General features: G+C 66.1%; 21 protein-coding genes and 1 pseudogene. 14 read left to right on the forward strand and 8 right to left on the reverse strand.

The window, feature by feature from the left end; genetic code table 11:
- Positions 1-92: 92 nt before the first annotated feature.
- The gene (locus IT41_RS20765; RefSeq protein WP_139221703.1) at positions 93-854 is read left to right on the forward strand and encodes a hypothetical protein; all 762 of its coding nucleotides are present in this window, start codon (positions 93-95) and stop codon (positions 852-854) included.
- Positions 855-1,134: 280 nt separating this feature from the next.
- Here the strand turns inward: IT41_RS20765 and IT41_RS12955 are convergent, their stop codons facing one another.
- From IT41_RS12955 to IT41_RS12965, 3 genes are all read right to left on the reverse strand, one after another.
- Positions 1,135-1,587 carry a YaiI/YqxD family protein gene (locus IT41_RS12955; protein WP_036742051.1) on the reverse strand — a complete coding sequence of 151 codons (453 nt, stop codon included), beginning with the start codon at positions 1,585-1,587 and terminating at the stop codon, positions 1,135-1,137.
- 100 nt (positions 1,588-1,687) lie between these two features.
- Positions 1,688-2,281 carry a peptidylprolyl isomerase gene (locus tag IT41_RS12960; RefSeq protein ID WP_036742053.1) on the reverse strand — a complete coding sequence of 198 codons (594 nt, stop codon included), beginning with the start codon at positions 2,279-2,281 and terminating at the stop codon, positions 1,688-1,690.
- Positions 2,271-2,780, reverse strand: coding sequence for a peptidylprolyl isomerase (locus IT41_RS12965; RefSeq protein ID WP_036742055.1), 510 nt, complete (start codon positions 2,778-2,780; stop codon positions 2,271-2,273). The genes IT41_RS12960 and IT41_RS12965 overlap by 11 nt, the downstream gene beginning before the upstream one ends.
- A gap of 177 nt (positions 2,781-2,957) precedes the next feature.
- Here IT41_RS12965 and IT41_RS12970 point away from each other — a divergent pair, with 177 nt between their 5' ends.
- The 3 genes from IT41_RS12970 to ftsY all read left to right on the forward strand — a co-directional run bounded on the left by IT41_RS12970 (position 2,958) and on the right by ftsY (position 6,379).
- Positions 2,958-4,154, forward strand: a complete 1,197-nt coding sequence (locus IT41_RS12970; protein ID WP_036742056.1) for a phosphoglycerate kinase — start codon at positions 2,958-2,960, stop codon at positions 4,152-4,154.
- 121 nt (positions 4,155-4,275) lie between these two features.
- Positions 4,276-5,205, forward strand: a complete 930-nt coding sequence (locus IT41_RS12975; RefSeq protein ID WP_036742184.1) for a class I fructose-bisphosphate aldolase — start codon at positions 4,276-4,278, stop codon at positions 5,203-5,205.
- Between the two features lie 121 nt (positions 5,206-5,326).
- Entirely contained in the window at positions 5,327-6,379 is a 1,053-nt protein-coding gene (ftsY, locus tag IT41_RS12980; protein WP_036742059.1) for a signal recognition particle-docking protein FtsY, read from the forward strand.
- A gap of 59 nt (positions 6,380-6,438) precedes the next feature.
- Here ftsY and hisG read toward each other — a convergent pair whose 3' ends face one another.
- From hisG to hisS, 3 genes are read right to left on the reverse strand one after another with little or no spacing between them, the layout of a single operon-like run.
- On the reverse strand, positions 6,439-7,116 hold the full coding sequence (hisG, locus tag IT41_RS12985) for an ATP phosphoribosyltransferase (RefSeq protein ID WP_036742063.1): 678 nt from the start codon (positions 7,114-7,116) through the stop codon (positions 6,439-6,441).
- On the reverse strand, positions 7,113-8,174 hold the full coding sequence (locus IT41_RS12990) for an ATP phosphoribosyltransferase regulatory subunit (protein WP_036742066.1): 1,062 nt from the start codon (positions 8,172-8,174) through the stop codon (positions 7,113-7,115). The genes hisG and IT41_RS12990 overlap by 4 nt, the downstream gene beginning before the upstream one ends.
- The gene (gene hisS / locus IT41_RS12995) at positions 8,171-9,652 is read right to left on the reverse strand and encodes a histidine--tRNA ligase (protein WP_036742069.1); all 1,482 of its coding nucleotides are present in this window, start codon (positions 9,650-9,652) and stop codon (positions 8,171-8,173) included. Before hisS ends, IT41_RS12990 begins: the two co-directional genes overlap by 4 nt.
- 47 nt (positions 9,653-9,699) lie before the next feature.
- Here hisS and IT41_RS13000 point away from each other — a divergent pair, with 47 nt between their 5' ends.
- Positions 9,700-9,912 (forward strand): SlyX family protein, encoded by a 213-nt coding sequence (locus tag IT41_RS13000; protein WP_036742071.1) that lies wholly within the window; start codon positions 9,700-9,702, stop codon positions 9,910-9,912.
- Positions 9,913-9,979: 67 nt separating this feature from the next.
- On the opposite strand, the gene IT41_RS13005 is transcribed toward IT41_RS13000, so the two are convergent.
- Positions 9,980-10,489 carry a DUF4177 domain-containing protein gene (locus tag IT41_RS13005; RefSeq protein ID WP_036742073.1) on the reverse strand — a complete coding sequence of 170 codons (510 nt, stop codon included), beginning with the start codon at positions 10,487-10,489 and terminating at the stop codon, positions 9,980-9,982.
- Positions 10,490-10,679: 190 nt separating this feature from the next.
- Between IT41_RS13005 and fabI the strand changes: the two genes are divergently transcribed.
- Genes fabI through IT41_RS13040 form a run of 7 tightly spaced genes read left to right on the forward strand, consistent with a single transcriptional unit; the run spans position 10,680 to position 18,756 of the window.
- Positions 10,680-11,444: an enoyl-ACP reductase FabI gene (gene fabI / locus IT41_RS13010; RefSeq protein WP_036742076.1), complete on the forward strand. Its 765-nt coding sequence runs from the start codon at positions 10,680-10,682 to the stop codon at positions 11,442-11,444.
- 13 nt (positions 11,445-11,457) lie between these two features.
- A complete protein-coding gene (locus tag IT41_RS13015) occupies positions 11,458-13,935 on the forward strand; it encodes a DUF3141 domain-containing protein (RefSeq protein ID WP_081967559.1) in 2,478 nt (825 codons plus the stop codon).
- Positions 13,935-15,344, forward strand: a complete 1,410-nt coding sequence (locus IT41_RS13020; protein WP_052081520.1) for a bifunctional enoyl-CoA hydratase/phosphate acetyltransferase — start codon at positions 13,935-13,937, stop codon at positions 15,342-15,344. The genes IT41_RS13015 and IT41_RS13020 overlap by 1 nt, the downstream gene beginning before the upstream one ends.
- Entirely contained in the window at positions 15,341-16,525 is a 1,185-nt protein-coding gene (locus tag IT41_RS13025) for an acetate/propionate family kinase (RefSeq protein ID WP_036742078.1), read from the forward strand. The genes IT41_RS13020 and IT41_RS13025 overlap by 4 nt, the downstream gene beginning before the upstream one ends.
- Complete coding sequence (locus tag IT41_RS13030) at positions 16,522-17,175, forward strand: CoA transferase subunit A (RefSeq protein ID WP_036742080.1); 654 nt, start codon at positions 16,522-16,524, stop codon at positions 17,173-17,175. The genes IT41_RS13025 and IT41_RS13030 overlap by 4 nt, the downstream gene beginning before the upstream one ends.
- Positions 17,176-17,184: 9 nt before the next feature.
- Positions 17,185-17,841 (forward strand): 3-oxoacid CoA-transferase subunit B, encoded by a 657-nt coding sequence (locus tag IT41_RS13035; protein WP_036742082.1) that lies wholly within the window; start codon positions 17,185-17,187, stop codon positions 17,839-17,841.
- 48 nt (positions 17,842-17,889) lie between these two features.
- Positions 17,890-18,756 (forward strand): alpha/beta fold hydrolase, encoded by an 867-nt coding sequence (locus tag IT41_RS13040; protein ID WP_052081522.1) that lies wholly within the window; start codon positions 17,890-17,892, stop codon positions 18,754-18,756.
- A gap of 3,995 nt (positions 18,757-22,751) precedes the next feature.
- Here IT41_RS13040 and IT41_RS22055 read toward each other — a convergent pair.
- A pseudogene (locus IT41_RS22055) lies at positions 22,752-22,910 on the reverse strand (peptidoglycan-binding domain-containing protein); the annotation flags it as partial.
- Positions 22,911-22,949: 39 nt separating this feature from the next.
- On the opposite strand from IT41_RS22055, the gene IT41_RS21340 reads away from it, so the two are divergent.
- Positions 22,950-23,204, forward strand: coding sequence for a hypothetical protein (locus tag IT41_RS21340; protein ID WP_175496425.1), 255 nt, complete (start codon positions 22,950-22,952; stop codon positions 23,202-23,204).
- Between the two features lie 236 nt (positions 23,205-23,440).
- A complete protein-coding gene (locus IT41_RS13055) occupies positions 23,441-24,058 on the forward strand; it encodes a hypothetical protein (protein WP_036742089.1) in 618 nt (205 codons plus the stop codon).
- The last annotated feature ends 1 nt before the right edge of the window (position 24,059 follow it).

The raw sequence follows: 24,059 nt of genomic DNA on the forward strand, positions 1-24,059 counted from the left end.
GGGAAAAGGCGACCTACTACCTTGGCGCAACACCCCAAAATTTACTATGATGATATCATAGAGTTGTGTTTATAGCCCTAGGAGTGGACAGTTTGGCAGATGAGCCTTCAAGTTCTGTTAGCACAGCACTGCAAGTAAAGTCATATAAGTTCGAAAAAGTTGCAAGCTTTCGGAATCTAGCGATTTTTTCTAGCGCAGTTTCAATAATATTTGAGGGAAGCTACCTGAGCGCGATATCCCCAGCGCTCCTTTCCTACATGTCTTTACAAGACACTATCTTTAAGACAGCTTTGATATTGCCAGTGTTTGGAATCCTGCTTGGCACTATTATTAATTTTGTTGAAAATTTCGAAGCTAGACTCGATTCGAGAGACAGCTATCGAGGTTCAGAAGCAGAGCGGACTGTTAGGGGTTTTTGGTATATTTCTATGTTATTGATTGCCGTCGTGCTGGCCTACTGTTCATACAATATTTTCATAGTTGAAGAGCCGATTTCTGAACAGATGGAATGGTTTAAAACAGCAGCTTCACTATTTGTCTTACCTTGCTTTGCATACCTGCTTTCGCGCTATCTTTGGCAGTTTGCAGTTGTGCGTCATAATGCTGAGCAAACGGGAATGATCGCGAGTCAAGACCTTACAAATTTGGTATATTTTAACGTCGTTGGAGCGTTCGCACTAGGCCTGCTTAGCGGCTCAATGAAGGAAGGGACCCCTTGCAAAATTACGGCTGGAGAAAATGTCTTTGAGGCGCACTTCATTGTATATGTAGGTGACGTTACTGTTTTCAAAATAGTTGATCAAGTCGCGATTATAAATAGTTCGAAAATTGAGAAAATGATTTGTGGCCGTTGACTTTTATCCCAGCATTCAGATAGTAATGCGATTTAAATCTATCCGTTGAGGTGGTCGTTTTAGAAAACATAATAGATTATCGCCGCGCTGGTTAAGGAACTCTAAGACCGTTCACTAAGCCCTCGCTTGCGGAACATGTGCAAACGAACTCGTGTGAGGCCACCCAAAAATCGATTCCAAACAGAGATAATTATTGAGAGTTTTGACCCTTTCGTGACAGCCGACATTCGCTGCGTAGCAGAATTCCGGAAAAATGAGCTCAGAGCCCCCTATCCTTACCCTACCCCCGCAACACCGCCGCCATCACCCGATCCAGCGATTGCAGGAAATACGACCGATCCGCCTTGGAAAACGCCGCCCCTCCGCCCTGATGGAACGGGTTCGCGGAACGGATATCCTGCATCAGGTCGCGGGTCGCCAGGCGCGGGCCGATATTGGCCTCGGTCAGCACCTCGCCGTTATGCTGGATGACCTGCGCGCCGGCCTTGATGCAGCGATCCGCAAGCGGCAGGTCCGAGGTCACCACCACATCGCCCGGCCCGCAATGCGCGGCAATCCATTGATCGGCCTCATCCGGGCCCTGATCGACGATCACCAATGAGACCAGCGGATTGGCCGAGGGACGCAGGCCCCCGTTGCAGACCAGCACCATGGGCACGCGCAGGCGCGTCGCGACCCGCTCGGCCTCGGCTTTCACGGGGCAGGCATCGGCGTCGATGTAAAGCACTGTCATGTTTCTGCCTTAGCGGGCCATGGCGGGGTCAGGCAATGGCCATGGCAAAAGGCCCCGCGACACCATGCGCGGGGCCCTTTTCCGGCGTGAGCCGGAGCGTTCATTTCTCGACGGTGACCTTGACCATGTAATCGGGGTCCAAGACCAGACCATTGGCGGCCGGGTCGCCCTTTTTCACCATGTTCAGCACCTCCCAGCCATCGACCAGCTGCCCGACGGCGGTATATTGCCCGTCCAGAAACTCGGCCGGCGCCAGATCGATGAAGAACTGGCTGTTGGCGGAATTCGGGTTGTCCGAGCGCGCCATGCCCACGGTCCCGGCCTGAAAGCTGACATCGTTGAACTCGGCCGGCAGGTCCGGCAGGTCCGAGCCGCCCATGCCGGCGCGGGCGGTGTCGCCGCCCTGCTTGCCGAATTCGACATCGCCGGTCTGCGCCATGAACCCGTCGATCACACGATGGAACACGACCCCGTCATAGGCGCCGGATTCCGCCAGCGTCACCAGACGCTCGACATGCCCGGGCGCCTTGTCGGCATAAAGGTCGAGCACGATCGTGCCCTTGGATTCGCCGCCGGAACCGGCGATCTCGATCACCAGATTCGGACCGGGGCCATCGATCACGCCCGGCAGGCCCTGCGCCTGCGCCGAGGCCGCGGCAAGCGTGAAGGCGGGGATCAGCAGCTTATTCAGCATCGGCGGCCACCTTGACCGAGATCATGCGGTCGGGATTCGCCGGCGGCTCGCCGCGCTGGATCTTGTCGACATGCTCCATCCCCGCGATGACCCGGCCATAGACGGTGTACTGGCCGTTCAGGAAATGGTTGTCGCTGAAATTGATGAAGAACTGGCTGTTGGCGCTGTTGGGATTGGCCGAGCGCGCGGCGCCCAGCGTGCCCCGGTCATGCGGCAGGCGCGAGAATTCGGCCGGCAGGTCGGGCAGGTCCGAGCCGCCGGTGCCGGCACGGCCCGGATTGTGGTCGCTTTCCATATTGGCATGCTCGACATCGCCGGTCTGGGCCATGAAGCCCTCGATCACGCGGTGAAAGGCGACATTGTCGTATTTCCCGGCGCGGGCCAGTTCCTTCATCCTCTCGACATGCTTCGGCGCCACGTCGGGCAGCAGTTCGATCACCACCGGGCCGTCTTTCAGCGCGATGATGACCGTGTTCTCGGGATCCTTGATCTCGGCCATGGGAGTCTCCTTGGTAAAAGCTTCAGCCGCAGCCTTACGCATTTCGCCCCGCGCAGACAACGCCGGCGATGAGCGTCGCGACGCGGTGGCAAAGCCATGCCTGCACCAGTTGACGGGAATGTCATGATGCGTGACAAGCACACAAAGGCGCGAGAGCCTATCAGGAAAGGATGCGACATGGCGGATTTCAACACGATCGACGACCTGGAGCTTGACGGCAAGGTGGTGCTGGTCCGCGTGGACCTGAACGCCCCGGTCGAGAATGGCCGGGTGACCGATACGACCCGGATCGAAAAGATCGTGCCCACCGTCAATGATATCCAGGAAAAGGGCGGCATCCCGGTGCTGCTGGCCCATTTCGGCCGCCCCAAGGGCCAGCGCGTCGACGACATGAGCCTGAAACTGGTCCTCCCGGCGCTGGAGGCCGCGCTTGGCCAGCCGGTGAAATTCGCCGAAGAGGCGATCGGCGGCCCCGCCAAACGCGCTGTGGCGGATTTGCAGCCCGGCGACGTGCTGCTGCTGGAAAACACCCGATTCTATCCGGGAGAAGAGGCGAATGATTCGACTTTTGCCGCCTCGCTGGGCGCCCTGGGTCAGGCCTATGTGAACGACGCCTTCTCGGCCGCGCATCGCGCCCATGCCTCGACCGAGGGGCTGGCGCATCTGCTGCCCGCCGCCGCCGGCCGCCTGATGGAGGCGGAACTCAAGGCGCTGGACGCGGCGCTTGGCAATCCGCAGCGCCCGGTCGCGGCCGTGGTCGGCGGCGCCAAGGTCTCGACCAAGCTGGATCTGCTGGGCAACCTGATCGACAAGGTGGACCACCTGATCATCGGCGGCGGCATGGCGAACACCTTCCTCGTCGCCCAGGGTATCGAGATCGGCACATCGCTGGCCGAGCGCGACATGGCCGAGACCGCGCGCGAGATCATGGACAAGGCCGAGCGCGGCGGCTGCAGCATTCACCTGCCAGCCGATGTCGTGGTGGCGCGCGAATTCAAGGCCGGCGCGGCAAACGAAACCGTCGCGGCGGATGCCTGCCCCGCCGACGCGATGATCCTGGATGCCGGCCCGCAAACCGTCGCCGCCATTCGGCAGACCCTGGCATCCTGCCGCACGCTGATCTGGAACGGCCCGCTGGGCGCCTTCGAGATCGCGCCCTTCGACGCCGCCACCAATGCCGCCGCGCAGGCTGCCGCGGAACTGACCCGCGCCGGCAAGCTGACCTCGGTCGCCGGCGGCGGCGATACGGTGGCGGCGCTGAACAAGGCGGGCGCCGCGGGCGATTTCACATTCATCTCGACCGCCGGCGGCGCCTTCCTGGAATGGATGGAGGGCAAGGAGCTGCCGGGCGTGGCGGCGCTGAACAAGCGCTGATGTCGCGACAGCGCCCGGTTTCGCGGCCTGCCGCAGCCGTCAGCCCCTACGTTAGCGCAACCCTGATTGCCCTTGCCCGCCGGTCTGCTAAGCAGCCAGCAGACACAGGATGGAGTCCCCGATGCAGATGACCGATACCGTTCGCAAGATTCTGGCCAATTACGAAGGCGAAACTCCCGGCGTCAAGGCGCAGCTCGCGCGCATGCTGATGACCGGCAAGCTGGCCGGCACCGGCAAGATGATCATCCTGCCCGTCGATCAGGGCTTTGAACACGGCCCGGCGCGGTCCTTCGCGCCGAACCCCGCCGGCTATGATCCCCATTATCACTACCAGCTGGCGATTGACGCCGGGCTGAACGCCTATGCCGCGCCCCTGGGCATGATCGAGGCCGGCGCCGACAGCTTCGCCGGCCAGATCCCGACCATCCTCAAGGTGAACAGCGCCAACAGCCTGATGTCCGACACCGCCGGCAAGAACCAGGCGGTGACGGCCAGCGTGGATGACGCGCTGCGGCTGGGCTGCGCCGCCATCGGCTTCACCATCTATCCCGGCTCGGACATGGCGCTGGACATGTTCGAAGAGATCGTCGCGATGCGCAAGGAAGCCGCCGCCAAGGGCGTGGCGACGGTGATCTGGTCCTATCCGCGCGGCGAGGCGATCTCGAAGGATGGCGAAACCGCGATCGACATCGCCGCCTATGCCGCCCAGATCGCGGCGCTGATCGGCGCCCATATCATCAAGATCAAGCTCTCGACCGATCATCTGGAACTGAAAGAGGCCAAAAAGGTCTACGAGGACAGAAAGATCGACGTCTCGACCCAGGCCAAACGGGTCGAACATTGCATGCAGTCGGCCTTCAACGGGCGCCGGATCGTGGTGTTCTCGGGCGGCGCGGCCAAGGGCGCCGACGCGGTCTATGACGATGCCCGCGCGATCCGCGACGGCGGCGGCAACGGCTCGATCATCGGGCGCAACAGCTTCCAGCGCTCGCGCGAGGATGCGCTGGAGATGCTGGGCAAGCTGGTCGACATCTATCTGGGCAAGGCCTGATCGCAAGGCCGCGGGGCAACCCCCGGCATATCCGGCATGAAAGGGGGGCGTCCGTGCGGGCGCCCTTTTCCTTTGGGCCGCGAGCCCTTAGTTTCGGCGCGACGCACAGAAGGATTGGGGCATGTCGTTTTTCTCGAAGCTGCGCGACCGGCTGACGCGGTCCTCCTCGAAGATCGGGGCGGGGCTCGACGATATCGTGGCCGAGGGCGCGGAGGACCGGCCCGACGCCCCGCCGCCAGCGCCACAGGCAGCAGCGCCCGTCCCGCCGCCCGCCACGCCCGCGCCCGAACGTCCCGGCATGCTCGACCGGCTGATCGGCCGCCGCGCGGATGCCGAGCCACGGCGCGAACTCGACGATGCCATGCTCGAGGAACTGGAGGAAATGCTGATCCAGGCCGATATGGGCGTCGAGACGGCCCTGCGCGTCACCGCCAATATCGCCGAGGGGCGGATGGGCAGGCGCATCTCGGCCAGCGAACTCAAGGGGCTTCTGGCCGATGAAATCGCCCGCATCATGGAGCCGGTGGCCAGGCCCCTGCCGCTTTATCCGAAACGGCCGCAGGTGGTGCTGGTCGTGGGCGTCAACGGCTCGGGCAAGACCACGACCATCGGCAAGCTGGCCAGCCAGTTCAGGGCGGCGGGCAAGAACGTGGTGATCGCCGCCGGCGACACGTTCCGCGCCGCGGCCGTCGAACAGTTGCAGGTCTGGGGCCAGCGCGCCGGCGTGCCGGTGATGACCGCGCCCGAGGGCTCGGACCCGGCCAGCCTCGCCTTCGACGCCATGACCCGGGCCGAGGCCGAGGGCGCGGACCTGCTGATGATCGACACGGCCGGGCGCCTGCAGAACCGTCAGGACCTGATGGAGGAACTGGCCAAGATCGTCCGCGTCATCCGCAAAAAGGACGCCAGCGCCCCCCATAACACCCTGCTGGTCCTGGATGCCACGACCGGCCAGAACGCGCTGAGCCAGGTCGAGACCTTCCGCAAGCTGGCCGATGTCTCGGGGCTGGTGATGACCAAGCTGGATGGGACCGCGCGCGGCGGCGTGCTGGTGGCGCTGGCCGACAGGTTCGGCCTGCCCATTCACGCCATCGGCGTGGGCGAACAGATCGACGATCTGGATGCGTTCGATGCGCGGGATTTCGCCCGGGCGCTTGTCGGCCTCGGCGAGTGATCCCTTTCTTCTTCATTCAAATATCCATGCGACCGCGCAACCGGAGATGCCGCCGCCCGTTACAGCCCCAGCCGCGCGGCAAAGGCACGGACCTCGCCCTCGTCCCCGGCGGCCAGTGACCGGAACAGCACCGCCTGCGAACGCAGGATCGGCTCGGCCGCGATGACCTTCAGGTGATTGGCGCGCAGCGTCGCACCCGACGAGGTGATATCGGCAATCGCCTCGGCGGTCTGGTTCGCCACCGTTCCCTCGGTCGCGCCCTGACTGTCCACCAGCTGGTAATCGGCGACCTCCCCGGCCGACAGCCAGGCCCGAACGAGCCGGTGGTATTTGGTGGCGATACGCAGGCGAAAGCCGTGCGCGGCGCGGAAATCGCGGGCGATGGTGGCGAAATCGTCCAGATCCTCGCAATCGCTCCAGCAGGCGGGCACGGCCAGGATCAGATCGGCATGGCCGAAACCCATCGGCGCCACTTCCTCGACATGGCTGCGCCAGCCGGCCAGCTTCTCGCGGATCAGATCGATGCCGGTCACCCCCAGATGGATCCGCCCCGCCCGCAGCTCGCGCGGGATCTCGCCCGCCGACAAAAGCACCAGCGCGACGTTTTCCGCACCCTCGACCCGACCGGCATATTCGCGATCCGATCCGGCGCGCGACAGCGTCACGCCCCGCGCCGCGAACCAGTCGAAGCTCTGCTCCATCAGCCGCCCCTTCGAGGGCACGCCCAGCCGGATCATGACAGCCCCCCCAGTTCATGGACAAGGCCCGGCCGGATGACACCGCCCACCGCCGGGATCGAGCGCCCCTGCCCCAGCACCGCCGTCAGCGCGTCATAGCGCCCCCCCGTCGCCACCGGCGGCCAGTCGGCCCGGCCCGGCGTGGCAAAGCTGAAGGTCATGCCGTCGTAATATTCCATCGTATGGCGGCCGTGGCTGGCGTCGAAGCGGATGGTCGCCAGATCGATCCCGCGCGCCGCAAGCCGCGACAGGCTGGCCGCCAGACGTTCGACCGCATCGGCGATATCGGGAATTTCCCCGGCAAGCTGGCGAAGCTCGGCCAGCGCCTGCGGCGCCGGGGCCTGCACGGCGAAAAGCCGCTGCAGGCGCGCAACCGATTCCGCGGGCAGCGGCGGCTCGGCCCTGTCGGCCTGCAGCCGCGCGATCCGCGCCTGCATCTCGTCGGGGCTGCGCAGCCCGGTCCAGGGCGCCCCCGGATCCTCGAAGATGCGCGGGGCAGCGACGGCCGAGAAACGATCCAGCAGCCGCGAAAAGCGCCCCGGCCGCCAGATATGGTGCAGAAGCGCGGCGCGGCGCGCCCCGGACAGGGGCAGCGCGCGCACGGCATCCATCAGCAGATCCATATCCCCCATCGTCGCCTGCAGGCGAAGCGGCGCGAGGATGCCGTGGAACAGCGCGAAAACCTCGGCATCGGCATCGGCATCGCGGGCGAACAGCTCGAATCCCGCCTGCAGATATTCGTTGTCGCGGGGCTGCGCCGGCTGGGTGTCGCCGTGGTCCTGCTTGCGGAACACCTCGCCCAGATAGCAATAGCGGGCGGGCTCGGCGCCGTTTTCCATATGCATCTGCACGACCGGCACGGTGAAATCGGGGCGCAGCATGACCTCGCCCCGGATCGGGTCCTGGGTGACATAGGCGCGGGCGCGGATATCCTCGCCGTAAAGATCCAGAAGCGTCTCGGCCGGCAGCAGGATATCGGGCGCGACCTCGACCGCGCCGGCTGCGCGAAAGGCGGCCAGGATCTGCTGGCCGATGGCCTGTTTCCCGGGCTTGCTCATTCCAGGATGCGCCGCACTTCGGCGACCAGATCGGCGCGCGGGACCTCGGTCTGGGCGGGCTGGGCCTTCCATTCCTCGTGGCTGGCCCCGGCGGCGATACGGGCGCCAAGGATCAGGTCCTTGACCTGCACGACGCCGCGCGCAGCCTCGTCCCCGCCCTGGATGATCGCCACCGGCGATTGGCGCTTGTCGGCATATTTCAGCTGGTTGCCGAAATTCTTCGGGTTGCCCAGATAGACCTCGGCGCGGATGCCCGCGGCGCGCAGCTCGGCCCCCATGGCCTGATAATCGGCCATGCGGTCGCGATCCATCACCGTGACGACGACCGGGCCCTGCGCATCCGTGCCGGCCAGCCCCCTGGCGCGCAAGGCGGCCAGCAGCCGGTCCACGCCGATGGAAACGCCGGTCGCGGGCACCTTCTGCCCGGTAAAGCGTTCCACCAGCCCGTCATAGCGCCCGCCGCCGGCGACCGATCCGAATTGCCGCCTGCGGCCCTTGTCGTCGAGGATTTCAAAAGTCAGTTCGGCCTCGAAGACCGGGCCGGTGTAATAGCCAAGCCCGCGCACGATCGAGGGGTCGATGATCGCGCGATCCTCGCCCACGCCCATGGCGGCCAGCATGTCCGATATCTGCGCGAGTTCCTCGACACCCTCGGCGCCGCTGGCCGAGCCGCCGACAGCGGCGCGCAGATTGGCCAGCGTTCCGGCATTGTCGGCGCCCTTGGAGGTCAGGAAGGCAAGCACCGGAGCGGCCTGCTCCGGCGCAAGCCCGACGCCCTCGATGAAGGCGCCGGACTCGTCCTTGCGGCCACTGGTCAGAAGCTGGCGCACGCCCTCCTCGCCCACCTTGTCGAACTTGTCGATGCTGCGCAGGATATCGTCGGCCAGGCCTGCCGCAGCGCCCATCGCCTCGATGATGCCGTTCAGCACCTTGCGGTTGTTGATGCGGATCAGATAATCGCCCCGCCGGATGCCGGCATGTTCCAGCGCATCCGCCAGCATGGCGCAGATCTCCGCATCCGCGGCGACGGACGCGCTGCCTACCGTATCGGCATCGCATTGATAGAATTGACGAAAGCGCCCCGGCCCCGGCTTTTCATTACGCCAGACCGGCCCCATCGCATAGCGCCGGTAAGGGCTGGGCAGGTCATTGCGGAACTGCGCCGCCACCCGCGCCAGCGGCGCGGTCAGGTCGTAGCGCAGCGCCAGCCAGTCGCCCGCGCCGCCGCCCGGCACCTCGGCCTCCTGCCAGGCGAAGACGCCGGCATTGGGGCGGTCCACGTCGGGCAGGAATTTTCCCAGGGCCTCGACCGTTTCCACGGCGCTGGTCTCGAGCGGGTCGAAGCCGTGGCGATGATAGATTTCCGCGATCCGGTCCAGCATCTGCTTGCGCTCGGTCACGTCTGCGCCGAAATAGTCGCGGAACCCCTTGGGCGTGTCGGCCTTGGGTCGGGGCTGTTTTTTCTGATCTTTCGCCATGGTCTGCCTCGGGCTGGTCCACGCGGGGTCTAGCGGATGGAGGATTGATGGACAAGCAGGCGGAACGGGTGCTGCGCCTGGAAGAGGCCGTCGCGCATCTGACGCGAGCGACCGACGAGTTGTCGGCCATCGTCGCCCGGCAGGAGCGCGAGATCGCGCGGCTGTCGCGGCGGGTCGGCCTGCTGATGGAGCGCGAGGCCGAACGCGAGGGTGAGGGTGGCGGGATTCCGCTGGCCGATCAGCGCCCGCCGCATTGGTAAGCTCAAGGGGCGCTGCCCCTCGGCCCGTGCCGGGCCTCACCCCGGGATATTTTCCTGAAGAAGAAATTCAGCGGTTGGCGGGGCCGAGGCGCGGGCCGCCGGATGCCGGTTTTTCCTCGGGCGCGGTGACCGGGGGTTCGGCCATGCGGGCGCGGCCATGGTTTTCCTCGGTCAACTTGGGACTGGCGCGCAAGGGGGCGCTGAAGGGGCCGCGGGCGGCCGGGCCCGGCTCGGCCGGTTTTTCGGGACGGGCCTGCGGCGGGGCGGCTTCGGGTTCGACATGGCGCGCGGGGCGGACGGGCTCGGGGCGCTGCGCGGCGGGGCGGTCCTGTGCGGGCTGCGCCTCAAGGGCGCGGCGGAAGACGAGGATATTGTGATAGACGGTCGAGCGGCTGGTCAGGCCCGAGCGCTCCTCGGACGGGAGAGTCTCGGCGCGCACATATTCCCAGCCATTCCTGGCCATTTCGTTCAGCGTCTCGCTGAGGGTGACGGCGAAACGCTCGATCCCGGTCTTGGCATTCCTGACCTTTTCGCCGCGGGCGGGGGCGGGGATGACGGTATATTCGTAACTGCTCATGCGTCGGCCTTTCCTTTGCGCGCAAGGTTAGGCGAGATGAACCGTCAAGGGAAGTGCCGCGCGCATAAGTCTGGCGCGCGGCGGATAACCCGGCGCAGGCAGCGGCAAGCGGTCGCAGCCTGCCGGCGCGGCCCGTCACAACCCCGACTTATATGCGCGATAGAACCGATTCGCAGACAGAGGCTGAGCAATGTTTTCTCTTGTTGGACAAAAAGCGCTTGTCGTCGGAATCGCCAATGACAGTTCGATTGCCTGGGGTTGCGCCCAGGCGCTGAAGGCGCAGGGGGCGGATCTGGCCGTCACCTGGCTCAATGACCGGGCCGAAGCCCATGTCCGCCCGCTGGCGGAACGGCTCGGGGCCGAGATCATGGCCCCTCTGGACGTCACCCGCCCGGGCGAGCTGGAGGCGGTCTTTGCGCAGATCGCCGAGCGTTGGGGACGGCTGGACACGCTGCTGCATTCCATCGCCTTCGCGCCCAGGCAGGATCTGCACGGCCGCGTGATCGACTGTTCCCCCGAGGGTTTCGGCATGGCGATGGATATCTCGGTCCATTCCTTCCTGCGCATGATCCGCCTGGCCGAGCCGCTGATGCCGGATGGCGGCACCTGCATGGCGGTGTCGTTCTTTGGCTCGGCTCGGGTGGTGGATCATTACAACATCATGGGGCCGGTCAAGGCGGCGCTGGAAAGCGCGGTGCGCTATGCCGCCGCGGAGCTGGGCCCCAAGGGCATCTCGGTCCATGCGCTGTCGCCGGGGCCGCTGGCGACGCGGGCAGCCTCGGGGATCGGCCATTTCGACGAGCTGCTGCGCAAGGCGGCCGAACGCGCGCTGACCAGCCAGCTCGCGACAATCGAGGATGTCGGGGCGGTGGCCGCCTTTCTGGCATCGCGCGAAGCGAAAAACCTGACCGGTGGCGTGCATCCCATAGACGGCGGTTACTCCATCACGGCCTGAAGGATCATCACCGATGAACACTGTATTCGAACTCTTCGATCCGGCGGGGGGCATGCTTGCCGCCCCCGCCCATGACACGGCGGACAAACTGCGCAAGCTGGTGCAGGTGACGCGGGCCGAATCCGCGGCCTCGGTCGAGATCGGCGATATTCTGGCCTCGGCGCTGTCGCGCCAGATGCGCCGGATCCACGACCAGCACAGCAGCCGCAGCGCCAAGCTGTCGGGCGATGCCGGAGAACTGGCCGCCGGGCTGAGCGATTCGGTCGGCGACCGGAGCCTGGCCGAAAGCTGGTCGGAATATCTGACCGACGCATCCGAGCGCGCGGTGCTCAGCATGGACGCCCTGCGCAAGCGCGGCGATATCTTCCTGCGGCACGAAGCCGCCGATTGCCCGCCGGTGCTGATCTATGATTACCAGCTGGTGATGGACGGCGCGGATCTGCCCTTTCCCTCGAACTACACGCTGCTGCGCATCGTGCCGCCCGAAGGCGTCACCGTGGACGAGACGCGCCGCCCCTATATCATCATCGACCCGCGCGCCGGGCACGGCCCCGGGATCGGCGGCTTCAAGACCGACAGCCAGGTCGGCGTTGCGATGCGCGCCGGCCACCCGGTCTATTTTGTCTCGTTCCGCCGCACGCCGGAGCCGGGGCAGTATATTTCGCATGTCACGCGAACCGAGGCGGCATTCGTGCGCGAGGTGATCCGTCGCCACCCGGAGAGCCCGGACCCGGTGATCATCGGCAACTGCCAGGGCGGATGGGCGACGCTGCTTCTGGCGGCGACCAATCCCGACCTGACCGGGCCGATTGTCGTGAACGGTGCGCCGGTCGCGCCCTGGTCGGGCAAGGTGGGCGAAAATCCGATGCGCTACAATGCCGGCGTCCTGGGCGGCACCTGGATTCCGATGTTCCTGTCCGATCTGGGCGGCGGCATCTTTGACGGCGCCCATCTGGTGCAGAATTTCGAGCTGCTGAATCCCGGCCGCACGATGTTCCGCAAATATACCGATCTGTTTCGCGATATCGACAAGGGCGAGCATCGCTTTCTGGAATTCGAGACCTGGTGGGGCGGTTTCTTCCTGCTCAACGAGGCCGAGATCCGCTGGATCGTCGAGCAGCTTTTCGTCGGCAACCGGCTGGTCAAGAACGAGGCGCGGATCGAGCCGGGCCGGCCGCTGGACCTCAAGGCGATCCGGGCGCCGATCATTGTCTTTGCCAGCCATGGCGACAACATCACCCCGCCGCAGCAGGCGCTGAACTGGATTTCCGAGACCTATGCCGATGTGAACGAGATCCGCATCCGGGGACAGCGCATCGTCTACATGGTGCATGAACAGGTCGGCCATCTGGGCATCTTCGTGTCCTCGCAGATCGCCAATCGCGAGCATAACGAGATGACCTCGACCATGCAGACCATCGAGGCGCTGGCGCCGGGGCTTTACGAAATGTGCATCGAGGACGTCACCGAACAGGATGGCGGCACGCATTTCACCGTCGGCTTCGTCGAGCGCAACCTGAGCGATATCCAGGCGCTTGACGACGGCTTCGACGATGAACGCCCCTTTGCCGCCGTGGCCCGCGCCTCGGAGGTGCAGGCCCAGCTTTACGAGGCGCTGGTGCGTCCCGCCGTGCAGGCGATGGTGACGCCAAGCATGGCCGGCGCCAGCCGCGCGCTGCACCCGCTGCGGCTGACGCGGGCCCTGGCCTCGTCCCGCAATCCGCTGATGGCCGCGATCGAGCCGGCGGCCGAGGCGGTGCGGCGCAACCGGCGCAAGGCCGCGGCCGGCAATCCCTTTCTGGCGGCCGAGGCGCTATGGGCGGACAGCGTCGAACAGATGCTGGATTTCTGGCGCGACTGGCGCGACATGAACCATGAGATGATCTTTCATCTGGCCTGGTCGACCCCATGGGCGCGCGCCTTTGGCCGCAACCATGAAGCGCGCCGGACGCTGAAAAACGCCGATGAGCTGCGCGGCCTGCCCGAGGTTTCCAATACGCTGATGAACATCGATCAGGGCGGCTTTGCCGAGGCGGTGATCCGCATGCTGATCCTGATGGCGGACAACCGTGGCACGGTGCGCCGCGACCGGCTGGAACGCTCCAGCCGGGTGCTGACCTGCGACGAGCCGTTCAGCAGCCTGGGCGCCGCCCGGCGCGCGGTGATCATCCATCAGCAGACGCTGATCGCCACGTATGAGCCCGAGCGCGCCATCGAGACGCTGCCGCGGCTTCTGCCCGACAAAAAGGATCGCGAACTGGCCCTGCGGGTGGCGCAATATGTCCCCGGCCGTCTGGACGAGATGTCGCCCGAAACGCTGGCGCTCCTGGACCGCTTCCGCAAGGTGCTGGGGCTGGGTCCGGTCACCGGCGATGTGCTCGATGACCCGCTGGCCGACGACTCCGCAAAAGACGGCGGGAATGGCGCCACCCTGCCGCCGCCGAACCGGGGCGGCGCCCCGAATGGGCAGACGACGCGAAAGGCGGGCTGATGCGGCTGATCAATCGTACTCTGGACGAGTTGCAGATCGGTGAGACGGCCGAGATCCGCCGGCTGATCACGCCGGACGACCTGTATTCATTCGCCGCGGTTTCGGGCAATTTCAACCCGATGCACCTGCCCGATGCCGATGGCGATGGCGACGGGCAGATCGAAAGCGTGGCGCCGGGCATGTTCCTGGCGTCGATCTTCTCGGCGGTGCTGGGCACGCAGCTGCCGGGGCCCGGCTCGCTCTATCAGCGCCAGACGCTGAATTTCCACGCCCGCGCCCATGCCGGCGAAGAGGTGATCTGCCGGGTGCGCGTCACCGACAAGCAGGCGGACGGCACGGTGACGCTGGCGACCGAACTGCGCCGCGCCGGCGATGACGCCCTGTTGCTGGACGGCGAGGCGGTGCTGCAGGCGCCGCAGCGCAAGTTCGACCGCGACGGCATCGAGGTGCCCGGCCTGCTGGTCGAGCGCCACCGCCATTTCGACATGCTTCTGGAACAGGCGCGCCCCCTGCCCGCCATTCCGACCGCCGTGATCTGCCCCGACGAGCCGAATTCCCTGGGCGGCGCGCTGAAGGCGATGGAGGCCGGCATCATCACCCCGATCCTGATCGGCGACGCAGCCGCGATCCGGGGCGCGGCCGAAACCCTGGGCCGCGCGCTCGACGGGGTCGAGATCATCGACATCAAGGGCGATCTGGCCGCCGCGCAGAGGGGCTGCCGGCTGGTCCATGAGGGCCGCGCCGCCGCCGTCATGAAGGGGCATCTGCATACCGACGACCTGCTGCGCCCGATGCTGGACAAGGCCGAGGGGCTGCGCATCGGCCGCCGATTCACCCATGTCTTCGTGATGGACGTGCCCGGCCAGCCCGAGCCGGTTCTGGTCACCGATGCCGCGATCAATATCGCGCCCGATCTGGCCACCAAGGTCGATATCGTCCAGAACGCCATCGATCTGGCGCGCTCGATCGGGCTGGTGCCCCGCGCCGGCGTGCTGTCGGCGGTCGAGACGGTGAACCCGGCGATCCAGTCCTCGATCGACGCCGCGCTGCTGTCGAAAATGGCCGAGCGCGGCCAGATCAGGGGCGGCGAGGTGGACGGTCCACTGGCCATGGACAACGCGGTGAACATGGGGGCCGCGCGGATCAAGGGCCTGACCGGCGAGGTCGCGGGCCGGGCCAATATCCTGGTCGTGCCCGGCATCGACGCGGGCAACATGCTGGCCAAGCAGCTTGCCTTCATGAGCCATGCCGAGGGCGCGGGGCTGGTTCTGGGCGCGCGGGTGCCGGTGATTCTCAATTCCCGCTCGGATAGCGTCGCGTCACGACTGGCTTCCTGCGCCGTCGCGGCATTGCATCACGCCGCCACAGGCGAGACAATGGCCGCTCTTCGAAAGGAGGTGGCGCAATGATCGGTGTTATCCTGACACTCAATGCGGGGTCATCCTCGCTGAAATTCGCGCTCTATGGCGAGGACGGCGATACGCCGCTGGCACAGGGCATGGTCGACCGGATCGGCGGCAATGAGGCCAGCCTTTCGCTCAAGGACGGCGCGGGCAACGCGCTGCCGGTCGCGGACATCTCGCCCAACGATCACACGCAGGCGCTGGCGGTGGTGCTGGACAATCTGCGCCAGGCATTCCCCGATACCGAACTGCGCGCCATCGGCCACCGCGTCGTGCATGGCGGAACCGATTACGCGCAGCCGGTGCTGGTCGACCAGACGGTTCTGAGCAAGCTCGACAAGCTGTCGCCCTTTGCGCCGCTGCATCAGCCGCATAACCTGGCCGGCATCCGCGCCGCCATGGAGGCCTTTCCGGGCGTGCCGCAGATCGCCTGTTTCGACACCGCCTTTCACCGCACCCACCCCTGGGTGAACGATGCCTTCGCGCTGCCGCGCGACCTCTACGATCGCGGCGTGCGGCGCTATGGCTTTCACGGGCTGAGCTACGAATACATCACCGGCGAGTTGCAGGCCTCGGCGCCGCTGATCGCGGCCAGCCGCGTGGTGGTGGCGCATCTTGGCAATGGCGCCTCCATGTGCGCGATCCAGAACGGCCGCTCGGTCGCCTCGACCATGGGCTTTTCGGCGCTGGACGGGCTGCCCATGGGCACGCGCTGCGGCCAGCTGGACCCCGGGGTGCTGCTGTATCTGCTGGATCAGGAGGGCATGAGCAGCGACGCGATCGCGGACATGCTCTATCGCCGTTCGGGCCTGCTGGGCCTGTCGGGCGGGCTGTCCAACGACATGCGCACGCTGGAGCAATCGGGCACGCCCGAGGCCCGTCAGGCGATCGAGTATTTCGTGTTTCGCATCCAGCGCGAACTGGGCGCCATGGCGGCGGCGATGGGCGGCATCGACGGGCTGGTCTTCTGCGGCGGCATCGGCGAGAATTCGCGCCTGATCCGGGCCCGGATCTGCGAACGCACCGAATGGATGGGCCTGGAAATCGACCATGCGCGCAATGACGAGAACGCGCGAATCATCTCGTCCGACATATCGCGGGTCACGGCGATGGTGATCCCGACCGACGAGGGTCTGGTCATCGTCCGCGCCGCCCGCGCCCATCTTGCACAGGAGAATGCCACATGAAGGGTGCCTTGACCCCGCGCGACGCCGCGGACATGATCGCCGACGGCGCCAGCCTGATGATTGCCGGTTTCATGGGCGTGGGTTCGCCGCATCGGCTGATCGACGCGCTGGTCGCCCGCAATGCCCGCGAACTGACGGTGATCGCCAATGACACCGCCCGCCCGGGCTTCGGCATCGGCAAGCTGATCTCGGCCGGGGCCGTGCGCCATGTCATCACCTCGCATATCGGGCTGAACCCTGAAACCCAGGCCGGCATGATCGAGGGCAGCATCACCGTCGAACTGGTGCCGCAAGGCACCCTGGTCGAGCGGATCCGCGCCGGCGGCATGGGGCTGGGCGGCGTGCTGACGCCGACCGGGCTCGGGACCGAGGTCGAAGAGGGCAAGCGGATCATCGAGGTCGAGGGCAATCATTTCCTGCTGGAAACGCCGCTGCGCGCCGATTTCTCGCTGCTCGCGGCGGGACAGGCCGATTATGTCGGCAACCTTGCCTATTCCCTGACGGCGCATAATTTCAACCCGGTGATGGCGCTGGCCGCCGATACGGTGATCGCCGAGGCGGAAAGCATCGTCCCGGTCGGCGTGATCCCGCCCGATGCCGTCAAAACGCCCAGCGTGTTGGTCGATCACCTGCTCTTGCGCGCCTGCTAGGAGAAAATCATGGACACCAAGGAACTGATCGCCCGCCGCGTGGCGCAGGAAATCCTTCCGGGCATGCTGGTCAATCTGGGCATCGGCCTGCCGAGCATGGTCGCCAATTACGTTCCCGCCGAACGGGGCGTGTTCTTCCAGGCGGAAAACGGGGTCATCGGCCTTGGCGCCCGCCCGCCCGAGGGGATGGAGGATCCGAACCTGACCGATGCCGGCGGCGGTTTCGTCTCGGCCGTTCCGGGGGCGGCCTCGATCGACAGCGCGATGAGCTTCGGGTTGATCCGGGGCGGGCATCTGGACATGACCGTTCTGGGCGGGCTCGAGGTCGATGAAAGCGGCCATCTGGCCAACTGGAAGGTGCCGGGCAAGATGGTGCCGGGCATGGGGGGCGCGATGGATCTGGTCACCGGCGCGGCGCGCGTGGTCGTGGCCATGCAGCACAGCGCGCGCGGCAAATCCAAGATCGTGCGCAAATGCTCGCTGCCGCTGACCGCGCTGCGCCGCGTCGACATGGTGGTGACCGATCTGGCGGTGATCGTGCCCAGCCCGGCCGGGCTGATCCTGCGCGAACGCGCGCCCGGCGTCAGCATCGAGGCCATCCGCGAGGCGACCGAAGCCGCGCTGGTGGTGCCCGATGAAGTGCCCGAAATGGGTTTCGACGCCTAAGCGCCATCCGGGCGCGGCCGCAGGCATTCGCGACCAGGGAGGTGTCCGGTGAGCCAGAAGACGTTTCCGGCGGAAGACGGCGCGCAGCTGGCCTATGGCGACGAAGGCCAGGGACTGCCGCTGCTGGCGCTGGCCGGGCTGACCCGCGACGGGCGCGATTTTGCCTATCTGGCGCGGCATCTGCGTGACGTGCGGCTGATCCGGCTCGACAGTCGCGGCCGCGGCGGATCGGAATGGACCGGCGCCGCCACCTATACTGTCGGCCAGGAGGCGCGCGACGCTCTGGCGCTCATGGACCATCTGGGCCTGGCGCGGGCCGCGATCATCGGTTCGTCGCGCGGCGGGCTGCTGGCAATGGCGATGGCCGCCTCGGCGCCGGACCGGATCAGCGGCATCTGCTTCAACGATACCGGCCCGGTGCTCGAACGCGAGGGGCTGCTGCGCATCGGCGGCTTCATCGGCATCCGTCCCACCGTTGGCACCCTGCAGGAGGTCGCCGACCGCCTGCCCGCCGCGATGCCGGGCTTTGCCAATGTCCCCGCCCAGCGTTGGGTCGAGGAAACCGTGCGCCATTACGTGCAGGAACGCGATGGCGTCGGGCTGACCTATGACCCGGCGCTGCGCGACGCCTTTGAACTGGCGATGCAGGCCAATCCGCTGCCCGATGCCTGGCCGCTTTTCGATGCCTGCGCCGGGCTGCCGCTGGCGCTGATCCGGGGCGCCGGCTCGGACGTGCTGACGCATGAAACCGCCATGGCCATGTGCGCGCGCCGCCCCGACATGCTGTACGCGGAAATCCCCGATCGCGGCCATATCCCGTTTCTGGACGAACCCGAAGCGCTGGCGGTGATCGCCGACTGGCTGGGCAAGGTCCGGCAGCACGAGGCGGAACTCGCCGGCGCCGGAGCGTCCTGACCGCGCGGCGCGGGGTATCGGCGGGGCGCGCGGGGAAACCCGGCGCCCCGGCGCGATCAGAACTCGACCTTGGGCCGCGCCAGTTCGGGCGGCGGCGCCTCGGCCGCGCCGCTTTCGGCCAGCTTGCGATCCATCAGCCACAGCTTGAGCACCAGCGTGTCGCGCTCTTCCGAGACGAAGGCGGTCACCACGGTGCCGCAGCGCGCGACATCGGGCGGCCGCGTATCGTTCTGCGTCCGGGTGGTCTGCGGCCAGCCATAGGTGTGCCAGAAGCTGTTATTCTCGTATCTGGTCCGCCCTGAATTGGGCGTTCCGTCCGCCGCCGCCATCTCGGGCAGTTCCCCGCCATCGTAGACATAGAAGGTCGAGCGGCCACCGCAAAAGCCGTACCTGTCCTCATCGACGGGCAGATCGCCCCATGTCCATTGCCCCTTGCCAAGTTCGGTCAGGCCGGGGCCGTATTTGTCGATCAGGCTTTGCTTGAGCCCGGCGATGGACACCTGGGCCGAATCGAATTCCAGCCAGCGCATGATGGCGACCACCTGTTGCGCGTCGGTATGGGGCGCATAGATGGCGGCCAGCGCCTCGGGGCGGTTCGGATCGACAAAGCCGCTGGCCGAGCCGAAGATGCTCTTGCCCGCCTTGCTGGTCGTGTAATGCACGCCTTCGGGCAGATGATCCCGGGCGGCTTTCTCGAATTCGGCCAGATCGATGCCAAGCTCGATCCCAAGAATGTCCACGGCGGCGGGGCCGGTGGCGACAACCGTGTCCCAATCGCCCTTTTTCAGCGTCGGGCCGCGCGTATCCGTGGTGCCGTCATCTTTCTGGATAAAGGTCTGCACGCCCTCGACGGCCGCCTTCAGCACCACCACGCCACGCATCCCGGCCGGCGCGTCGGCCAGCCCCTCGACCGGCACAAGCCGGCGATCGCTGACCGCGAGTTCATAAAGCGCCGAGAACACGCGACCGCCATCGGTCTTGCCGAGATCGGGCTGCTCGGCCACATGGACCAGAACCCCCACGCTGGCCGGGTCATCGGGCGCGAACTGGCGCAGATAACCCTGCCGCATGCCATTGGCATAGCCGCAATTGGCCATGGCGCGCGTGGCGCCCTGGACATAGGTCCAGACCCGATCCGGGCCGGGGCGCGCGCGCGTGCCCGCCAATTCCAGCACCGCGTCGTTCGGCGCCACCTCATAGCCCAGGATCCGCGCCATGTTGGTGATCGTGAAACGCTGTTGCGGCGCGCTCTGCATGCTGGCCTCGACCATGGCCGAGCAGCCAGAGACGGGATGCTCGCCGCCGCGCCCCACCGGCAGCATGATCCGTTCGGGAAGCTGCGCGGCGCGGGCCAAAGTCCAGGTCCTGAACGAGGGCAGCAGCACCTCGAGCTGGTCGGGGCGGAGGTCCTGCCGTGGGTCGCGGAAGAAATTGCCCCAGTCCAGCCGCATATGGCTGTTCGGCTCGTCCTGCTTGCGCTGCGCGTGGATGCGCTCCTTCAGCATGCGTTCCAGCATCATCCGGCGATAGCCGCTTTCGTCGTAAAGATCGGGTTGAAGCGACAGCGCCAGCAGATCGACGGCCTCGCCATCCAGCACCAGTTCCTCGGGCACGCCGGTCGGCTGTTCGGGATCGGCGGCCAGGGCGGCCAGCCGGTCGGGCTGGCCCAGCGTCACGCGGATCTCGGGCTGTTCCGGGAACCGGCCATTGGCCGCGCGGCCAAAGATCGCCTCTTGCGCGGGTCCGAACTGCAGCGAGGGCGTGATGCCGCCTTCGCCCACAACGCCGGTCATCGCCACCCTGATATAGCCCTTGAGGGTCCTGTCCTCGCCAAAGAGGGCGGCGACGGCATCGGCCTGTTCCGGCGGCACATGCAGCAGCGCGTAATCATCGGCCAGTTTCGGCGTCAGGTTCGGCGCCGGGACACCGGACATGTCCTGATCATAGGGCACCGGCATGAAATAGGTGTTGCGCACCGGGAATGCCCGCAGTTCCGGGTCGTAATCCTGTTCGATATAGAACTGCGCGCCGATCCAGTAGCTTTCCAGCGCCTGCCCCTGCATTTCCTCGCGGAAGGCGGCGGCGCGGTCGCGGCGCTGCGGCTCGGAAAGGCCGCGCCACTCGCCCGAGAAGCTGCTGAGCACCGCCTCGGCCGCATCGGGTTGCAGCGCCAGCAGCGCGCCGGCCAGGGTCTTGCCGCTGGTGGCGAAAAGCTCGGGCGGCAGTTCCTGCATTTCGCCCTCGGCCGGTTTGGTCAGCGCATCGGGAACCGGCAGGTCGCGAACCTTGGCATTGCCGGCGGCATCGGCATAAAGGGCGATCGCCTCGACATAGCTGGTCGGGCGCACGGTGTTCACCTCCTGCGCCTGAATGCGGCCGCTGCCGCCGGGGCGCGCCTTGAGGCTGGCCAGCGTGTAATCCACCACCAGATACAGGTAGCGGTTGCCCCGCCCGCCGGTCTGTTCCAGATAGTCCAGCAGCGATTGCGCGTCATCCATGCCGATGCGGAAGAAGGGGGTGATCAGCGGCTCGCGGCTGGTCTGCAACTGCTCGGGCAGCCACAGCCCGTAGAACTTGCTGACGTTCATCGGAAAGCCTTCGCTGTCGAAATCATATTCGCCCAGCGAGACCCTGCTGATCACGCGCAGGGGCACAGGGGTTTCCGGCGTCCGCTCGACAACCAGCCGGCGCATCGCGGCATCGTTTTCGTTCAGCGCCCGGCGCACCGCCAGTTCCGAAACGGTGCCGCCGCTGCTGTAGCCGCCGGGCTGGAACATGCCCATGGGGAACATCTCGACCCGCTCGCGTTCGGTCAGCATGGATTGCATGACCTGCTGCGCCAGATCGGCCTCCAGCGCGCGATCCGGTTGCGCCTCGATGATCGCGCCCAGCGTCATGGCGCGTTCCAAAAGCCCGTTGCCGTCCCTGGAATAGCCGCTGCCAAGCATCGGTTCGGCCTGTCCCGTCTGTTTGGCGTTCTGCGCGTCGGTCGCGGTCAGCACGCGGCCCTGATGCACCTGCACGCCGTAGATGGCCGCGATCTCCTCGGCCGTGGCTGGGCGGGTGATCTTGCGCATCTCGGGGGCTTCGCCGTCCCAGACATGCAGCACGCGCCCGTCGCCCTCGACCGGCTGCGCCGCATTGGGCAAGGCGGATTGCAGCACCAGAGAAGCGCGCTGGATCGTCGCCCGCGCCTGACCCGGCGCGTTGCGCCTGATCTGGGGGGCGGATTGCAGTTCGGACAGTTCCAGTTCCACCCGCAGAACCGGGCGCAGGCGCTGGTCCCGGCTGACTGCCCAGGCGGTCTTGTAATCGGCGGGCGGCGCCAGGAAGAACGGCGCATCAAGGGTGAAGGGCAGCGGATAGCGCTGCCCGTGCATGTCCAGCCGGGTGATCGCCGGCACGCCGCTGATCTGCGCGAAGCCCTGCCTCAGTTCGGGATACCATTGCGTGGTCGGCTTGCTCAGCCCGTCCTCGTCAATATTGTCCTGGCCCTGGTTCACGCGCAATTCGATGACCGCGCGGCGCGGCGGATTGGCGGCGTGATAGGCGGCGGCGGATTCGACAGCGGCCTTGAGCCGGTCCTGCGAGAGCGTGCGGTCGGGCAGGCTGCCATCGGGCATGAAGGGCATCGTGAGATAGGTCTGCGGATTGCCGGCCTGTTGCCAGAACTGATCCGGGCGCTGGCCCAGGGCCCAGAACAGAAATGCCGCGTAAAGCTGATCGGCGCCCTGAATGACATCGCTGGCATCGGGGTCGAAGCCGCCGGCGGGACGGGACGTGTCCGTATCGCCGGTGCCGGCCGAAGCGCCGGCCTCCGGCATGCTGGCCGGGTCGGGAAACAGCGAACTTTCGGTGACCGGGTCGGATTCGGCGAACATCGCGCCGCCGCCAGACGGCATTTGCCCGGCCTGCGCCTGATAAAGCGCATCGGCGGGCGGCGCGGCCGGGGCCGAGGGCGCCGAGGGCGCGATGCTGACCAGCCGCGTCGCCTGCTGCGGCTGCAGATAGCCGGTCGGCGCCGCGCCCACCGAGGATTGCCAGGCCGAGATCGCCCGGCGGCTGCCCGGGCCAAGAAGCCCGTCGATCTCGCCCCGGTAATAGCCTGCCTCGGCGAGGGCGCGCTGAACGGATTTGCGCTCTTCCAGCGACATGGAGGGTTGTTGCGGGCTTGGCGCCGCGGATCGCTGTTGTTGCTGGCGCTGCTGTTGCTGGCGCTGGATCTGCTGCTGCTGTTGTTGCTGGCGCTGCTGCTGTTGGCGCTGTTGCTGCTGCTGTTGCTGGCGCTGCTGTTCCTGAACCACGGCCCCCAGGAAACCACCCAGCAGACGCGCCGCATCGTCGGATCTCGCGGGTGTCCCGACCGCAAGCGACGAGCAGATCCCGGCAACGAAAACACCGCGAAGCAAATCCCGCATCAAACCTCTCCACCATTTGACGATGGGTAAAGCTTGCGTGATTCGCGACAGGCGGGTCAACTTGATTAAATGGTCAAAATTTCGGATGGCCTTGCGCGGTTCCGGCTGATCCCCGCCGCCCGCCACAATTGGGAAAGGCTTTCAATCCGGATATCGGCGTCATCCAACCGCCTTATTCTTCGGTAAAATCCATTTCCGTTTGAATGAATCCCGCGCGCGTGTTTCATTTTCCCGCAACCATATCCGTAATCATGCCGGAGTTGCCAATGTCCCGCCTGAACCTTTCCCGCGCCGTCGGTCTTGCGATTGCCATTCTCGCCACGCCGGCACTTGCACAAAAAACGCCGCAGGAAGTGGCGGCCGAACGCGAGCAATGGCGCCAGGTCTGTGCCGATCCCAATCCCGATCTTGCGGCGGGCTATTTGCAGCAGGCGCTGGAAAGCGGCGATCCGATGGCGCGGCGCATCTGCCTTCGCGCGACGCTGGAATCGGAAAACGAGGATCTGCGCTCTTCGGCGCTGCGGCAGGTGATCGGCAGCCTGATGCTGATCCGCTTCAACGTCACCGTTCCCGAGGAAGGGGGAAATCGCTATATCGCCCCACATCTTCAGAACGGGCTGATCTTTCACGCGACCGAGGGCGATCCGGTATCCGGCCGCGCCATGTGGAGCCCGCTGCTGGCCAATGTCGTCGTCGACGAGCGTGCGATCGGCCCGGCCAATGTCTTTGGCTCGGATATCATCTGGACCGGCGTCGCGGCATCGAGCGGCCGGCTGCACAATTGCAACCTAAGGGCATCATTGGCCCAGGGCTCGCAGGTCGAGGGGCAGCTGGTCTGCGACGGCGATGCCCCCTTTGCCGTGACCGCGAATCTGATGGACTGAC

The organism is Paracoccus halophilus (assembly GCF_000763905.1).
GTDB classification, from domain to species: domain Bacteria; phylum Pseudomonadota; class Alphaproteobacteria; order Rhodobacterales; family Rhodobacteraceae; genus Paracoccus; species Paracoccus halophilus.

Bases quoted from the DNA above. Each gene is read 5' to 3' on its own strand.
- IT41_RS13015 (WP_081967559.1), top strand. From the start codon at position 11,458: ATGAACACTGTATTCGAACTCTTCGATCCGGCGGGGGGCATGCTTGCC.
- IT41_RS12970 (WP_036742056.1), top strand. From the start codon at position 2,958: ATGGCGGATTTCAACACGATCGACGACCTGGAGCTTGACGGCAAGGTG.
- IT41_RS12965 (WP_036742055.1), bottom strand. From the start codon at position 2,780: ATGGCCGAGATCAAGGATCCCGAGAACACGGTCATCATCGCGCTGAAA.
- hisS (WP_036742069.1), bottom strand. From the start codon at position 9,652: ATGGCGAAAGATCAGAAAAAACAGCCCCGACCCAAGGCCGACACGCCC.
- IT41_RS12960 (WP_036742053.1), bottom strand. From the start codon at position 2,281: ATGCTGAATAAGCTGCTGATCCCCGCCTTCACGCTTGCCGCGGCCTCG.
- IT41_RS13055 (WP_036742089.1), top strand. From the start codon at position 23,441: ATGTCCCGCCTGAACCTTTCCCGCGCCGTCGGTCTTGCGATTGCCATT.
- IT41_RS12955 (WP_036742051.1), bottom strand. From the start codon at position 1,587: ATGACAGTGCTTTACATCGACGCCGATGCCTGCCCCGTGAAAGCCGAG.
- IT41_RS13020 (WP_052081520.1), top strand. From the start codon at position 13,935: ATGCGGCTGATCAATCGTACTCTGGACGAGTTGCAGATCGGTGAGACG.
- IT41_RS13030 (WP_036742080.1), top strand. From the start codon at position 16,522: ATGAAGGGTGCCTTGACCCCGCGCGACGCCGCGGACATGATCGCCGAC.
- IT41_RS13000 (WP_036742071.1), top strand. From the start codon at position 9,700: ATGGACAAGCAGGCGGAACGGGTGCTGCGCCTGGAAGAGGCCGTCGCG.
- IT41_RS13005 (WP_036742073.1), bottom strand. From the start codon at position 10,489: ATGAGCAGTTACGAATATACCGTCATCCCCGCCCCCGCCCGCGGCGAA.
- hisG (WP_036742063.1), bottom strand. From the start codon at position 7,116: ATGATCCGGCTGGGCGTGCCCTCGAAGGGGCGGCTGATGGAGCAGAGC.
- fabI (WP_036742076.1), top strand. From the start codon at position 10,680: ATGTTTTCTCTTGTTGGACAAAAAGCGCTTGTCGTCGGAATCGCCAAT.
- ftsY (WP_036742059.1), top strand. From the start codon at position 5,327: ATGTCGTTTTTCTCGAAGCTGCGCGACCGGCTGACGCGGTCCTCCTCG.
- IT41_RS13035 (WP_036742082.1), top strand. From the start codon at position 17,185: ATGGACACCAAGGAACTGATCGCCCGCCGCGTGGCGCAGGAAATCCTT.
- IT41_RS13025 (WP_036742078.1), top strand. From the start codon at position 15,341: ATGATCGGTGTTATCCTGACACTCAATGCGGGGTCATCCTCGCTGAAA.
- IT41_RS12990 (WP_036742066.1), bottom strand. From the start codon at position 8,174: ATGAGCAAGCCCGGGAAACAGGCCATCGGCCAGCAGATCCTGGCCGCC.
- IT41_RS12975 (WP_036742184.1), top strand. From the start codon at position 4,276: ATGCAGATGACCGATACCGTTCGCAAGATTCTGGCCAATTACGAAGGC.